Here is a 14,570-nt window from a genome sequence, read left to right as displayed (position 1 = left end):
CGTTGGTGCGTGCGATCGCTGGGCGGACGGCCGCTCTCGTACCGGACGTACTTGAGCGACTGAACGACGCGGCGAGCGCGCGTGCGGGGTCGTGAGCCGGACGGGCCTCGCGGGCACGGGCTAGGCCGTGTCTTCGAAGTAGCGCCGTCCGCCTGCAAGGCGGGGCCTGCGGCGTCTGGTGCGGTGCATCGCAAGGCGGAGGATCGTGCTCGTACTGGACGTACTCGCACGACTCCGACAACGCGGCGAGGTGCCGTGCCAGACGCCGCAGGCCAGGCGGGACTTCGAAGACACGGCCTAGGCGGGGCGGCGGGCCTCGTCGACGAGGAGTACGGGGATGTCGTCCCGGACCGGGTAGGCCAGGCCGCAGTCCTCGCTGGTGCAGATCAGCTCGGGGGTGTCGTCCGCCGTGTGGTCGCTGAGCGGCGCGTGGCAGGCCGGGCAGGCGAGGATCTCCAGGAGGCCGGCTTCGAGCGGCATGTGGTGGGTGTCCCTTCGAACGAGCTGAGGCGTGCGGAGTGGTGCGGATCGAGCCACATCAGCCTACCGCCGGAGGGTTGCGCGGGGCTCGCTCCGGGGCTGGAGCTGGGGCGGCCCCCAGACCCCCAGCCCCCCGGCTTCCGCGGGAGCCCGGTCGCGTCCTCAGGACCGGATCAGCGCGAGGGCCTCGTCCCTGATCTTGGACATCGTCGATTCGTCGCGGGCCTCCACGTTGAGGCGCAGCAGCGGTTCGGTGTTGGAGGCGCGGAGGTTGAACCACCAGTCGGCGGTGGTCACCGTCAGGCCGTCGAGGTCGTCGAGTGTGACGCCCTCGCGGTCGGCGAAGGCTTTCCGTACCGCGGCGAGGCGGGCCGTCTGGTCGTCCACCGTGGAGTTGATCTCGCCCGAGCCCGCGTACCGGTCGTAGGAGGCGACGAGTTCGGAGAGCGGGCCGTCCTGTCCGCCGAGCGCGGCCAGGACGTGGAGCGCGGCGAGCATGCCCGTGTCCGCGTTCCAGAACTCGCGGAAGTAGTAGTGCGCCGAGTGCTCGCCGCCGAAGATCGCGCCGGTGCGAGCCATCTCCTGCTTGATGAAGGAGTGGCCCACGCGCGTGCGGACCGGGGTGCCGCCGCGCTCCCTGACGACCTCGGGCACCGACGAGGAGGTGATCAGGTTGTGGATCACCGTGCCGCCGGGGTGCTTGGCGAGTTCACGCTCGGCGACCAGGGCCGTGATCGCCGACGGCGACACTCCTCTCCCCCGCTCGTCGACGACGAAGCAGCGGTCGGCGTCGCCGTCGAACGCGAGGCCCAGGTCCGCGCCTTCGGCCAGGACACGGGCCTGGAGGTCCACGATGTTCTTGGGGTCGAGCGGGTTGGCCTCGTGATTGGGGAACGTGCCGTCCAGCTCGAAGTACATCGGGACCAGGTCGACGGGCAGCGGCGCGAGGACCGTGGGGACGGTGTGGCCCCCCATGCCGTTCCCGGCGTCGACCACGACCTTCAGCGGGCGGATCGCCGAGAGATCGACCAGGGACAGCAGATGTGCCGCGTAGTCGTTCAACGTGTCACTCTGCGTGAGGGTTCCCGGCTTCGCCGCCGGTTCCGGAGGCCCTTCGGCCAGCCATGTCTCGACCAGCGCGCGGATCTCCGCCAGGCCGGTGTCCTGCCCCACCGGTGCGGCGCCCGAGCGGCACATCTTGATGCCGTTGTACTGGGCCGGGTTGTGCGACGCGGTGAACATCGCGCCCGGCAGGTCCAGCGCCCCGCTCGCGTAGTACAGCTGGTCCGTCGAGCAGAGCCCGATCAGCGTGGCGTCCGCCCCCCGCCGGACGGCGCCCCTGGCGAAGCTCGCCGACAGGTGGGGCGAGGAGGGCCGCATGTCGTGACCGACGACGATCGCCGTGGCGCCCGTGACTTCCACGAAGGCCGCCCCGAACAGCTCGACGAGCCCGTCGTCGAGCTGGTCCGGGTATACGCCACGTACGTCGTACGCCTTCACGATCTGGCCCAAGTCGGCCACGGCCACCCCTCCTGAGGTCTCTGCGGACAGTCAGCACAAACTACCCGCCCCGAGGAGGGGCCTGGAGGGCGCGACCCCACGCCGGACAGGGCCTAGGGCAGCATCCAGTCCAGCACGAAGGTGCTCTGTCCCACCACGATCAGGCACATCACCAGCAGCAGCCCGAGGCTCCACGGCAGGACCTTCCTGAGGAGGTCCCCTTCCTTGCCTGCGAGACCGACCGCGGCGCACGCGATGGTCAGATTCTGCGGGGAGATCATCTTGCCGAGCACACCGCCGGAGCTGTTCGCGGCGGCCAGCAGTTCGGGCGACAGTCCGGATTCGCGGGCGGCCGTCACCTGGAGGGCGCCGAAGAGCGCGTTGGCCGAGGTGTCGGAGCCCGTGACGGCGACCCCGAACCACCCCAGCACCGGCGAGAGGAACGCCAGCCCCGCGCCCGCCGCCGCGACGAAGTGGCCGATGGTGGCGGCCTGTCCGGAGAGGTTCATGACGTAGGCGAGGGCCAGCACCGAGACGACGGTGAGGATCGCGTACCGCAGTTCGTGCACCGTTGCCGCCCACTCCTTGAACGCGTCCTTCGCCTTGAGCCCGATCACCCCGGCCGTCAGGAGGCCGGCGATCAGGACGAGCGTGCCGCCGGTCGAAATGACCGGCAGCGAGAAGACGTTGGCCCCGACCGGCTTCCCCTCGGAGTCGGCGACGTCGAGGAAGGGCCAGTCGAAGGACTGCGTCGCCTTGGCCAGCAGGTCCTTGATCGGCGGTATCTGCGCGACGGAGAAGATCACCACGATCAGTCCGTACGGGGCGTAGGCGCGGACGACTTCGCGGCGGTCGTCCTCAACGTCCAGGTCCTCGCTGCGCGCGCCCGTCAGTACGGAGGTGCGCACCGCCTCGGCGGCCGGCTTGCGCGCTCCGGGCACGGCGAGCAGCGCGGCGGCGCCCACCAGCGCGGCCCCGATGTCGGCGAGTTGGGCGGAGACGTAGTTGGAAGCCACGAACTGCGCGACACCGAAGGCGAGTCCGCACGCGAGGGCGGGCGCCCAGGTCTCGCGGAGCCCCCGCTTGCCGTCGACGAGCCCGACGAGCACCAGGGGTACGACAACGGCGAGCAGCGGCGTCTGGCGGCCGACGACGGAGGCGACGGTGTCCAGCGGCAGTCCGGTCACCTGGGCCAGGGTCACCACCGGCGTACCCATCGCACCGAAGGCCACGGGCGCGGTGTTGGCCACAAGGGCGACGACCGCCGCCTTGACCGGGTCGAAGCCGATCGCCACGAGCATCACCGCGGAGATGGCGACCGGAGCGCCGAAACCGGCGAGCGCTTCGAGGAGTGCGCCGAAGCAGAAGGCGACGACGAGCGCCTGGATGCGCGGATCGTCGGAGAATCGCCCGAACGAGCGGCGCAGGATGTCGAAGTGCTGGGTGCGGACCGTCATCCGGTACACCCAGAGGGCGTTGACGACGATCCACATGATCGGGAAGAGGCCGAAGACGATGCCCTGTGCGCCGGCGGAGACGGTCTGGCCGATCGGCATCCCGAACGCGAGCCAGCCGACCAGGGCGGCAACGGCCAGGCCGATCAGCCCGGCGCGATGAGCCTTCATACGGACGGCGCCGAGCAGTACCAGCACGGTGATCAGGGGAAGCGCGGCGACCAGGGCGGACAGGCCGAGTGAATCGGCGACGGGTTCCAGTTGCTGTTCGAACACGACAGGGCCTCCGAATTCCGCGATGCGGAAAGTGATCTCTCACGGCTGGAGGGAATGATCGTGTCCACGACAAAAGAGGTCAATGGCCCGTGCAGGATCCGTCACGGAAACCACTGGAAGGATTCAGTACGGCCGAAGGGGCAGGCGGGAACGGGAGAGACGCTGGACTCAGGAATCGGGGGAACGCAGCACCCGCAGGTGCCCACGGCGCCCGACCTCGGCCCGGTCCGCCCCGCGCGGTCCGTTGCCGCCGGGTCCGCCCGGCCGCTCCGGCGGGCGCGCCGCCTCACGTACGGCGTTCGCCAGGGCTTCCAGATCGTCGCCGCTGGGGCGGGCGGGCGCGGATCCGTCCGTGAGCCGGACGACCTCCCAGCCGCGGGGCGCGGTGAGTCTCTCGCTGTGTTCGGCGCACAGGTCGTAGCAGTGGGGCTCGGCATACGTGGCGAGCGGACCGAGGACCGCGGTCGAATCGGCATAGACGTACGTCAGTGTCGCGACAGCGGAACGGCCGCACGCGGTGCGCGAACAGCGACGTACAGGGCTCACGATGTTGGACGGTACCGCACTCTTGAGCGGGCCGCGACGACTCTCCCCCACGTCACTCCACCGTGTCGTGACGCGACGTTTACCCCGCCCGGCACTCGCGCAACTGCCCTGACCTGCGCGGGAAGAACGGTAATCGATCAATCACCATCAGTGACGCAGTCATTACTTGGGGCAAATCCCGCCAATGAAGGCGAGTTCCACGATCCGGCGGACGTAGCGAAACGAGCCCAAGCTTGGCCGGAATGCTCAATTTGCGACATGACGTCCGGCGGGCCCGTCAGGCACCGTCGCGGCGTCCCCCCGGAGAGCTACCCTGCGTCAGTGATGGACAGTCCCGCACCGCAGCAGCCGACCGAGCCGAGACCCCGCCGCCGAGACCGCCACGGCCGCGGTATGCGGGGGCCGGTCGCTCCGCCGCAGGTCCCGCTCTCGGCGAGCCGCTCGGACTCGTTCCGTGATCTCGTCCAGGACTCGGTGGAGCGGTTGGAGCGGCGCTGGCCCCAGCTGGCGGAGATCGACTTCCTGGTGCTGGACGTGCCCGGCGCCGACGACGAGTCGGTACCGCTCGGCCGGTCCGTCCCCGAGGGCAAGAACCGGCCCGCGCGCATCGTCGTCTACCGGCGGCCTGTCGAGATCCGTACGAAGAACCGCGAGGAGCGCGCCATGCTCGTCCACGAGGTCGTGGTCGAGCAGGTCGCCGAACTGCTCGGGCTCGCACCGGAATCCGTCGATCCGCGGTACGGCCAGGACTGACCGCCGCGAGAACCACCGATTCCCGCGGCGTCACTTCAGTACGGAGAGGTCTTCCTTCGTCGCCGGTACGGACACCATGCCCCGGTCGTCCGGCAGCGTCTGCACCGTGAACAGCGGTACGCCGTCCTTCGTCTCGTCGAGTGTGCGCGCCGCGTAGACGGGGCCGCCCGACTCGGATTCGACCGTCAGCGCGTACGAGCCCTTGAGCCCCGTCGGTACCGGCGGGGTGACGGCCTGCGTCGTGCCGCCCTTGACCGTGTACGTCTTGACGACCTGCGCACCGCCCTCGCTGCCCGCCGAGGCCGTGACCTTGACCTTCCCCGTCCCGCTCGGCGCGGTGAGGGACAGTGTCGAGCCTTTGGCGCGGTTGTCGGCGACCGTGGCGCGCTCCGTCACGGGGCCGGTCGCGGGGATGAAGGCGACCTCCTGGTCGGTGCCCTTGCCCCGTACGACGCGCAGCGCGGCGACCACCGGGGTCTCCCTCCCGCCCTCCGCCGGACCGACGATCACCGAGCCGGCCTCGCCCTTGGTGACGTCCCCCAGGTCGAGCGAGGCCGTCATGCCGGACTTGACGTTGAGCGTCTCGCCGGCCGTGGCCGGGACGATCGTGCCGCTCTTGCCCGCCAGTTGCACCTTCAGTTCCGCGTCGTCCTCGCCGGGCGCGAAGACCACCAGTCGTACGGAGGTGGCGTCCTCCGGGACTCCGGGGAGTACGGCGCGGGGCACCGCGTCGGCGGAGGCGGCCAGCCAGTCGCCGCCCGCCTTTTCCTCGGCGGCGTTCACCACCGCGCCCACGCGGCCGGTGCGGGTGCTGACGTGGACGGTGACGTTCGGCTCGACCTCCGCCGTGAGGGTGGACAGCAGGACGGGGACGCTGGAGCGCGCCGGGACCGGAATGCCCTCTCCCGTACTGGACTTGAGCGTGCCCTCCTTGCCGTACAGCGCGACGTCGGCGACGGCGGCCGTGTCGTCCGGGTTGGTGAGGTGGACGTAGTCCTGGCGCGACTTGTCCGTGGAGGCGCCCGGGAACCAGAAGTCGGTGTCGGGCGGGGTGCAGCTCATGCCGTACAGCGCGCGCGATTCGCCGGCCGTGATCGTGGTGGTCTGCTGAGTGGTCCAGCCGGGCGCGAGAGCGCCGGTGGCGGAGCCGACGAGCGCGGGGGCGTCCGCGACGTTCTTGGTCGCTGAGACGGGCTTGCCGGGCCCCTTGACGGCCAGGAACGGCTTGACCTTCGCGTCCGCCCCGTCCGCCGCGGGCTTCTTGGCCTCGTCGTCCTTGGCTGAGTCGTCGTTGGCCGGGTCGTCCGCCGTCTCCTCGTCCGTCTTCTTCTCGTCGGCGGCGGCGTCCTCGGTGTCGTCCAAGGGCGCGACGGACGGCGCCAGTTCGGCCGCGCCGCCCGTCCCCCCGCCGGTTGTGCCGCCGGGGGTGAAGGACGTGTACACCGTCTCGGCGAGCTCCGACGTGCTGGGCGCGGGACAGAGCAGGCTGCTGCGCTCCACGGGAAGCCGCGCGGCCGTCTTCGCCGTCGCCGCCGTGTCGTCGGCGTCCGGCGCGGTGACGGCGGCCAACCCGGTGACCGCAGCGAGCGCGGTGGCGGCCGCGAGGAGGGAGAGTGTCGTGCGGTTCACCGGTTGCTGCTCCCGTCGGGACGCTGCTCGTTCTCGTTGCCGTCCGTGTACGGCTGTTGGGTGTCGCCGTAGGGCTGCTGCCCTTCCACGTACGGCTGTTGGACGGCGTATCCGTACTGGTCGTACTGGACCGGTGCCTGCTGCTGGTACTGGTCCGCCGGGTACTGCTGGTAGACCTGGTATCCGTCGGCGTCGTACTGCGGGGCGCCCTCGTACTGAGGAGCACCCTCGTACTGCTGCTGCGCGCCCTGATAGGAGGCGCCTTCGTACTGCTGCTGTTCGTTCGTGGCGTACGAGCCGTAGTCCGCGCCCTGGTACGCCGTCTGGGCCTGCTGCCCGTCCCACTCTCCGTACGACTGTTGCTGCGGCACGGCCGCAGCGGCGACGTACGGTTCTGCCACCGGCTCCGGTGGCAGAACCTCGGCGGCCTCGGCGGCCTCGGACGCGACGGCCGCTTCCCCGGTCTCAGGACCGGCCTGCGCCTCCGCTTCCGCCTCCGCCGCGGCCCGCAGCCTGCGCGCCCTTCGGCCCTCGCCCGACACGGGCTGTGCGGGCACGTCGGCGCGCTCATCGGGCAGGTCGTCGTCGATCTCCTTGCGCCGCCCCGGCAGGGCGAGCACGAGCAGCACGACGGCGAGTGCGCCCTGTGCCCAGACCCACGCGGTGTGGGTGAACGTGTCCTCGTACGTGAGGTCGAGCCGGCCGCCGTCGGCGGGGAGCTGGAATCCCTGCGCCCAGCCGTCGACGGTCGTCTTCTCCAGGACGCGGCCGTCGAGCGTGGCCTGCCAGCCCTCGGCGGCCCGGTCGGCGATCCGCAGGACCCGCCCGTCCTTGCCGGCCGGGATGTCGGTGTGGGCCTCGACCGTGGACGACCCGACGGGCAGCGGCTCGGCGTCGCTCTCGCCCTCGATGATCGTGGCCCGCGAGATCTGGCGGTCGACGCGCCACAGCGCGCTGCCGTCGAGCTGGCTGAGCCGGCTGAGTCCGGGGGTGGCGTCGAGCACACGGGACATCTGCGCCGGGGCGCCGTCCCGTACGAGGACGTAGCGGATCGCGAAGCCGCTGAGCTGGTCGGTCTGGTCGGCTCCCGAGCCCGCGACGAGGCGCCCCACGACCTTGTCGAGACCGGGGTCGCTGCCGCCCGACTCGGTCAGCTCGGCGTCACCGATCCGGCCGCCCGAGCCCCGTACGAGGGAGTACGAGACCTCCGCGGGCGAGGTACCACCGAGGATCAGCGTGCGCGGCTGGTCGCGGGTGATGCTCTCCTCGGCGACGAACGCCGGTACCTGCACCGGGTCGCGCCGTTCCAGCGGGCCCGAGGCGCCGCTGATCATCCAGCCGCCCGCCGCGAGCAGCGGGGCGGCCCCGGCCGCGAGCGCGATGACCGCCGCGACGGGCTGGCGCCAGCCGAAGCTCATCGCGGCGACGCGATCCTTGGCGCCTTCGGCGCCGAGGACGGAGGCCGCGATGAGCGCGAGACCGTAGACGAGGGTGGCGGGGCCGGCCCAGCCGGAGTTGTTGGCGAGGACGGCGAAGACCAGTGCCACAAGGGCGGCCACCCAGGCCGCCCGTACGGCGAACTGCCGCTCGCCGCGCAGCAGTGCGGCCAGTGCCGCCAGGACGACGCCGATCAGCAGCAGACCGCCGGCGGCCTTGGGGCCACCGGGGCTCAGGCCGAGCAGGTCGAGAGCGGTGGCCTGTCCCGTACCGAACTCCAGTCCCGCCTCCTGAAAGAGGTCGGACGGTGACGTCAGCAGCGAGAGCGACCAGGGGGCCAGGACGAGCAGCGGGGTGCCGGCCACGGCCAGCAGGCGCAGCCCGTACGCGACGATGTCGTCACGCCGCAGGGCGAGGACGGCGAGGCCGAGAACGAGCGCCATCGGCCAGACGATGGGCGTGAACGCCATCGCGAAGGTGAGCAGGAAGGTGTACGCCCACGTGGCGCGCCAGCTCCCCCGCGGGGCGCTCTCGCTGTCCCCCGCGCGGAACCCGTACGCCGCGACGGCCGCCCGCGCGATCAGCGGCAGCAGGACGGCCAGTACGGCCGTGCCGAGCCGCCCGGTGGCCAGGGCGCCGGTGGCGGCGGGCAGGAAGGCGTACGCGACGCTCGCCCAGGCCCGCAGCAGCTTCGACTCGATGAGCGGCCGGGACGCGAAGTACGCGGTGACCCCGGCCAGCGGTACGGAGCAGACGAGCAGCAGGGTCAGCGCGAAGCCGGTCGAGCCGAGGAACAGCGCCGACAGGGCGGCGAGGACCGCGAGGTACGGAGGCGCCGTCTGGGTGCCGCCCGTGCCGATGGGGTGCCAGCCGTCGGCGTACCGGGACCACAGGCCCGCCACGTCCGGCGGCGCGGGCAGCAGCGCGCCGCCCGCGAGTGCGCCGCCGCCGAGCAGTGCCCGGCAGGCGACGAGGGAGACGACGAGCAGTACGGCGAAGAGCACGGGCCCCGGCCGGTGCGCGAGGCGCTTCACCCGCGCGAACTGCTCGACCTCCAGAAAGTCCGCGTCGTCCCCGCCGGGGCCCGACTCCACCGCGCCGTGGCGTGAGCCGCCGGCATCGGTCTCAGAGCCGCCACCGAGGCTTCCAGCTACTTGCTCGACCGTTGCCCGGACGGTGGCGCCGGGTGGCGGGAAAAGCGCGCGAAGTTCACTTGCTTCGACGACGCCTTTGCCGCGTCGTTTTCGCGCGCCGATGATTCTGCCGGGCCGCAGGAGCGTGCCGAACAGGCCCATGACCTCGTCGACGGCCTGTCCCGGCGCCTTGCCCACCAAGTAGGCGACGGTGCGCAGGAGTGTGCCGACGACGAGCCGCAGTAGTACGTAGGGCAGTACACCGCTGCGCGAGTTGACGAGCATCGTGTAGACGGCGCCGGCTTTGTCGACCCGGTGCGGGTTGACGACGGAGCGGCCGGCGCAGTCGACGGTGCGGCGCTCGCGTGCCGCCGCCTCGGCGTGCCTGAGGACGGCGTCGGGGGCGACGAGCACCCGGTGTCCCGCAGCGTGCGCGCGCCAGCACAGGTCGACGTCGTCGCGCATCAGGGGGAGTCTGCGGTCGAAGCCGCCGAGCTCCTCCCACACGTCCCGGCGGATGAGCATGCCCGCGCTGGAGACGGAGAGCACGGTGCGGACCTGGTCGTGCTGGCCCTGGTCCTGTTCGCGCCGGTCGAGGCCGGTCCAGCGGCGTCCGCTGTTGGCGATGGAGACGCCCACCTCCAGAAGCTGCTTGCGGTCGTACCAGCCGCGCAGCTTGGGGCCGACGATCGCGGCGTGCGCGTCGCTCTCGACGACGCGCAGCAGCTCGGTGAGGGCGTCGGGATCGGGCGCGCAGTCGTCGTGGAGGAGCCACAGCCACTGCACGGGCTCGCCGTGGGGCAGGTCGGGCATGTCGTACGCCTCGTCCTGCCAGGTTCTGGTGACGGGGTCCCAGCCGCTCGGCCGTTTCAGATACGGCAGGTCGTCGGGCGTGAGCACGCCGGCGGTGCGGACCGCCTCCTCGACGGCCGTACCGAAGCTGGTGCGGCGGGCGAGGTGGACGACGCGGTCGGGACCGAGCGATTCGGTGAGCAGCGTGGCCGATTCGTCGGCGCTGCCGGTGTCGGCGGCGATGACGTTCTGTACGGGGCGTTCCTGGCCGATCAGCCCGGAGAGGGCGTCGGGGAGCCAGCGGGCACCGTCGTGGGAGACGAGTACTGCGGTCACGACGTGCCGCGGGTACTCCGGTGCGGTGGCGGGAACGAACGCGGCTGTGGTGGCGGACATCGAGGTAGGGGCCCTCCGGCCGGGGGGTCGGCCCCGATGGGGCGTTGGGGCGTCTCGGACGGGGCCCCACACTAACGGTAGGAACAGACGCCGGATCGCCGAGCGGCCGGACAAACCGGACGACGCGGGAGGGAGCGCCGGCCCTGGGGCGTGTGTGCGAGAGCGCGCGTGCCGGGCGCCGTGAGTCCGGACGGGACGTTCTCACCACGCCCCGGCGGCCCCCGGCGGTCACGACAACGGTCCGCCGCCTGCGAAGGGGACGCAGCCGACGGACCGTTCGGAAAAGGTCGCGCGAGGTGTTACGCGGGGTATCGCGTGGGGCGCGAGCGGAGATTGGCCGGAAGTGTTCAAACCGCGGCCTTCTTCAGACGGCGGCGTTCGCGCTCGGACAGACCGCCCCAGATGCCGAATCTCTCGTCGTTGGCGAGGGCATACTCCAGGCATTCGGAGCGGACCTCACAGGCGAGACAGACCTTCTTCGCCTCGCGGGTGGAGCCGCCCTTCTCGGGGAAGAAGGACTCGGGATCGGTCTGGGCGCACAACGCGCGCTCCTGCCAGCCGAGTTCCTCGTCCGCGTCCTCGACCAGCAGTTGTTCGAACAGCTCGGTCATGTGCGCCCCTCGTCTGTCTTTACGTCCCTGTGCTTGCGGCCGCTACCGATTTCGGCCGAACGACACGAGTGAAATTACAAGTGTGCGGATACGAGCCAGTCAAGCCGAGATCTGCTATTGGTCCCGGTATTCACTCTGCGGAACCAAGGCTATGCGGAAAGTGTTCAAATCACCAAAAATCTGACACCTGCCGCTGGTCAGCTCGCATCCACTCCTCCTTGAGGGAGACGCCCGGAGTCTCGCCGACGTTGCGATTCAGCCACGGAAGGGATCCGAATCACAGTCTGATCACGGGACCGTGACGGTGTTTGCGAGTACGGCTGCTGCGCCATGTCTCCACGTCAGCGTCTGCACAAACCTTTCTCCGAACCCAGTAACCGGATGAGGTGAAACATTGGCGCCAAATCGGTCACTGAGTTGACAGGCGGGAAGCGTTCCCGCCACCTTTGAACGTATGCCGATCACCTCAGCGCCGTACGCGATCCACACCCGTGGGTTCCGCAGCGCTGTCCAGGCGCGCTGTTGCTGTTCCTGTTGTCCCTGCTGTTGAGCCATCGAAGCTCCGGCCGGACAGGTAGTTCGCGCGGTTGACGCCGTTCTCCCGGTTCTCCCGCGTATCCGCAGTTCTCGCGTCTCCGCCCCGCGCTCCCGCTCCCCGCCTTCACCTTCCGTCAGTACGTTCAGGCCTTCTGCCGAGGAACCCCACACCCATGACCAGCGACAGTGACCTTCAGATCGCAGGCGACATCCTTGAGGTGCCGCATCTGCTCCAGCCCGCCCGTGAGCATCCCGGCACCGTCGCCGAGTTCGCCGGTCTGGCCCGTGCCATCGCCGCCGACCGCTCCCGGTGGGCCGGTCTCGTCGAGTACGACGCCGCGAGCCGCTGGTACCACCGGCTGACCACCGGCCCCGGCTACGAGGTCTGGCTGCTCTCCTGGGTGCCCGGTCAGCGCAGCGGACCGCACGACCACGGCCGCTCGTCAGGTGTCCTGACCGTCCTGGAGGGTGAACTGACGGAGCGTACGGAACGCGCGAGCCGGGCACTGGGCGGCGGCGCGCAGCGGGTCTTCGCCCCCGGTTACGTCCACGAGGTCGTCAACGACTCGATCGAACCTGCCGTCAGTCTGCACATCTACTTCCCGGGCCTGACCGAAATGCCTATGCACTCCGCGCGCTGCGCCCCGGCGGCCCAGGATGTCGTACCCGCCTGACAAACTGCACAGCATGCGCATTGTGGTTCTGGCCGGCGGTATCGGTGGTGCCCGTTTCCTGCGTGGCCTCAAGCAGGCCGCGCCGGACGCGGACATCACGGTGATCGGCAACACCGGTGACGACATCCATCTGTTCGGGCTCAAGGTCTGCCCGGACCTCGACACGGTGATGTACACCCTCGGGGGTGGCATCAATGAAGAGCAGGGCTGGGGACGCGAGGGCGAGACGTTCCAGGTCAAGGCGGAGCTCGCGGCGTACGGCGTGGGGCCGGAGTGGTTCGGCCTCGGCGACCGCGACTTCGCGACCCACATCGTCCGCACACAGATGCTGGGCGCCGGCTATCCGCTGAGCGCGGTCACGGAGGCGCTCTGCGCGCGCTGGAAGCCCGGGGTGCGCCTGCTGCCGATGTCCGACGACCGCGTCGAGACGCATGTCGCCGTCGATGTGCCGGACAGCCCGACCGGCGAGCGCAAGGCCGTGCACTTCCAGGAGTACTGGGTGAAGATGCGCGCGTCCGTGGAGGCCCACGCGGTCGTGCCCGTCGGCGCCGACCAGGCCAAGCCCGCGCCCGGCGTGCTGGAGGCCGTCGCCGCGGCCGACGTGATCCTCTTCCCGCCGTCCAACCCCGTCGTCAGCATCGGCACGATCCTGGCCGTGCCGGGGATCCGCGAGGCGATCGCCGACGCCGGGGTGCCGGTCGTCGGGCTCTCGCCGATCGTCGGGGACGCGCCCGTGCGTGGCATGGCCGACAAGGTCCTCGCGGCGATCGGCGTCGAGTCGACGGCCACCGCCGTGGCGCAGCACTACGGTTCGGGGCTGCTGGACGGCTGGCTGGTCGACACGGTGGACGCGGCGTCGGTCGCGGAGATCGAGGGGGCGGGGATCCGCAGCAGGGCCGTACCGCTGATGATGACCGACCTGGAGGCGACGGCCGCGATGGCGCGTGAGGCGCTGGCGCTGGCGGAGGAGGTGCGGGCGTGACCTCTTACGAAGGATCGTATGAAGGAGACGGAGGTCCCGGGGCGGCCGTGTCGTACAGCGTGCGGGCGCTCGACGGGCTGCCGGAGGTCCGCGCGGGGGACGATCTCGCGAAGCTGATCGTCGCGGCGGGGCCCGGTCTGGCCGACGGCGACATCCTTCTCGTCACGTCGAAGATCGTGTCCAAGGCAGAGGGCAGGATCGTCGAGGCACAGGACCGCGAGGCGGCGATCGACGCGGAGACCGTCCGCGTCGTCGCGCGGCGCGGGCCGCTGCGGATCGTGGAGAACCGGCAGGGGCTTGTGATGGCCGCGGCCGGTGTCGACGCGTCCAACACCCCATCGGGGACGGTGCTGTTGCTGCCCGAGGATCCCGACGCGTCCGCCCGTGCCATCCGGGACGGGCTGCGGGACGCGCTGGGCGTTGACGTCGGCGTACTCGTCACGGACACGTTCGGCCGACCCTGGCGCAACGGGTTGACGGACGTCGCCATCGGCGCGGCGGGTGTGCGGGTCCTGGACGATCTGCGCGGCGGTACGGACGCGCACGGCAATCCGCTGAGCGCGACCGTCGTCGCTCTCGCCGACGAACTGGCCGCCGCCGGCGATCTGGTGAAGGGCAAGTCCGCCGGGCTGCCGGTGGCGGTGGTGTCGGGCCTCGCGCGGCTCGTCGGCGAATCGGCGGACGGCGCGCGGGCGATGGTGCGGGTCGCGGCCGACGACATGTTCCGGCTCGGGACGTCGGAGGCGGTACGGGAAGCGGTCACCCAGAGGCGTACGGTCCGGGAGTTCACGGACGAGCCGGTCGATCCGGGGGCGGTACGGCGCGCGGTCGCCGCTGCCGTGACGGCGCCGGCGCCGCATCACACGACGCCGTGGCGGTTCGTGCTGCTGGAGTCGGCCGAGTCGCGCGTGCGGCTCCTCGACGCGATGCGGGACGCGTGGATCGCGGACCTGCGCCGGGACGGCAAGTCGGAGGAGTCCGTGGCCAAGCGGGTGCGGCGCGGGGACGTGCTGCGCGCGGCGCCGTATCTGGTGGTGCCGTGCCTGGTGGCGGACGGCGCGCACGCGTACGGGGACGAGCGGCGGGACACGGCGGAGCGCGAGATGTTCGTGGTCGCGACGGGCGCCGGTGTGCAGAACTTCCTGGTCGCGCTGGCGGGTGAGCGGCTCGGCTCCGCGTGGGTGTCGTCGACGATGTTCTGCCGGGACGTCGTGCGGGAGGTGCTCCAACTGCCAGCGAACTGGGATCCGATGGGGGCGGTGGCGATCGGGCACGCGGCGGTGGAGCCGAAGGTGCGACCTGGCCGGGTGGCGGAGGACTTCATCTCGGTGCGCTGAGCTGTTCTGACGCCTGACGCCGCGTGGCTGCGG

Annotated in this window: 11 protein-coding genes; 4 read left to right on the top strand and 7 right to left on the bottom strand. The window is 71.1% G+C overall.

What is annotated here, in order from left to right; all coding sequences use genetic code 11:
- Positions 1–297 precede the first annotated feature (297 nt).
- The 4 genes from OIE74_RS24105 to OIE74_RS24090 form a co-directional block, all read right to left on the bottom strand.
- Complete coding sequence (locus OIE74_RS24105; protein ID WP_329386985.1) at positions 298–480, bottom strand: Trm112 family protein; 183 nt, start codon at positions 478–480, stop codon at positions 298–300.
- A gap of 162 nt (positions 481–642) precedes the next feature.
- On the bottom strand, positions 643–2,001 hold the full coding sequence (locus OIE74_RS24100) for a phosphomannomutase/phosphoglucomutase (protein ID WP_329386983.1): 1,359 nt from the start codon (positions 1,999–2,001) through the stop codon (positions 643–645).
- Positions 2,002–2,093: 92 nt separating this feature from the next.
- Positions 2,094–3,710 (bottom strand): L-lactate permease, encoded by a 1,617-nt coding sequence (locus OIE74_RS24095; RefSeq protein ID WP_329386981.1) that lies wholly within the window; start codon positions 3,708–3,710, stop codon positions 2,094–2,096.
- A gap of 168 nt (positions 3,711–3,878) precedes the next feature.
- Positions 3,879–4,307, bottom strand: coding sequence for a DUF3499 domain-containing protein (locus OIE74_RS24090; RefSeq protein WP_329386979.1), 429 nt, complete (start codon positions 4,305–4,307; stop codon positions 3,879–3,881).
- 273 nt (positions 4,308–4,580) lie between these two features.
- On the opposite strand from OIE74_RS24090, the gene OIE74_RS24085 reads away from it, so the two are divergent.
- Positions 4,581–5,009, top strand: coding sequence for a metallopeptidase family protein (locus tag OIE74_RS24085; protein ID WP_329386977.1), 429 nt, complete (start codon positions 4,581–4,583; stop codon positions 5,007–5,009).
- A gap of 30 nt (positions 5,010–5,039) precedes the next feature.
- Here OIE74_RS24085 and OIE74_RS24080 read toward each other — a convergent pair whose 3' ends face one another.
- The 3 genes from OIE74_RS24080 to OIE74_RS24070 form a co-directional block, all read right to left on the bottom strand.
- The gene (locus tag OIE74_RS24080) at positions 5,040–6,638 is read right to left on the bottom strand and encodes a DUF5719 family protein (RefSeq protein WP_329386976.1); all 1,599 of its coding nucleotides are present in this window, start codon (positions 6,636–6,638) and stop codon (positions 5,040–5,042) included.
- Positions 6,635–10,396: a glycosyltransferase gene (locus OIE74_RS24075; protein ID WP_329386974.1), complete on the bottom strand. Its 3,762-nt coding sequence runs from the start codon at positions 10,394–10,396 to the stop codon at positions 6,635–6,637. The genes OIE74_RS24080 and OIE74_RS24075 overlap by 4 nt, the downstream gene beginning before the upstream one ends.
- 347 nt (positions 10,397–10,743) lie before the next feature.
- Positions 10,744–11,007, bottom strand: coding sequence for a WhiB family transcriptional regulator (locus OIE74_RS24070; RefSeq protein WP_023541320.1), 264 nt, complete (start codon positions 11,005–11,007; stop codon positions 10,744–10,746).
- A 710-nt stretch (positions 11,008–11,717) separates the two neighbouring features.
- Here OIE74_RS24070 and OIE74_RS24065 point away from each other — a divergent pair.
- The 3 genes from OIE74_RS24065 to OIE74_RS24055 are packed head-to-tail and all read left to right on the top strand — an operon-like array spanning position 11,718 to position 14,537.
- Positions 11,718–12,218, top strand: coding sequence for a cysteine dioxygenase (locus OIE74_RS24065; RefSeq protein WP_329386972.1), 501 nt, complete (start codon positions 11,718–11,720; stop codon positions 12,216–12,218).
- A gap of 13 nt (positions 12,219–12,231) precedes the next feature.
- Positions 12,232–13,200: a 2-phospho-L-lactate transferase gene (cofD, locus tag OIE74_RS24060; protein ID WP_329386970.1), complete on the top strand. Its 969-nt coding sequence runs from the start codon at positions 12,232–12,234 to the stop codon at positions 13,198–13,200.
- A gap of 47 nt (positions 13,201–13,247) precedes the next feature.
- Complete coding sequence (locus OIE74_RS24055; RefSeq protein ID WP_329386968.1) at positions 13,248–14,537, top strand: coenzyme F420-0:L-glutamate ligase; 1,290 nt, start codon at positions 13,248–13,250, stop codon at positions 14,535–14,537.
- The last annotated feature ends 33 nt before the right edge of the window (positions 14,538–14,570 follow it).

It is taken from the genome of Streptomyces sp. NBC_01716 (assembly GCF_036248275.1).
Lineage (GTDB): Bacteria > Actinomycetota > Actinomycetes > Streptomycetales > Streptomycetaceae > Streptomyces.
Note: the sequence above shows the minus strand (reverse complement) of the source record. Positions and strands in the feature narration are given on the sequence as shown.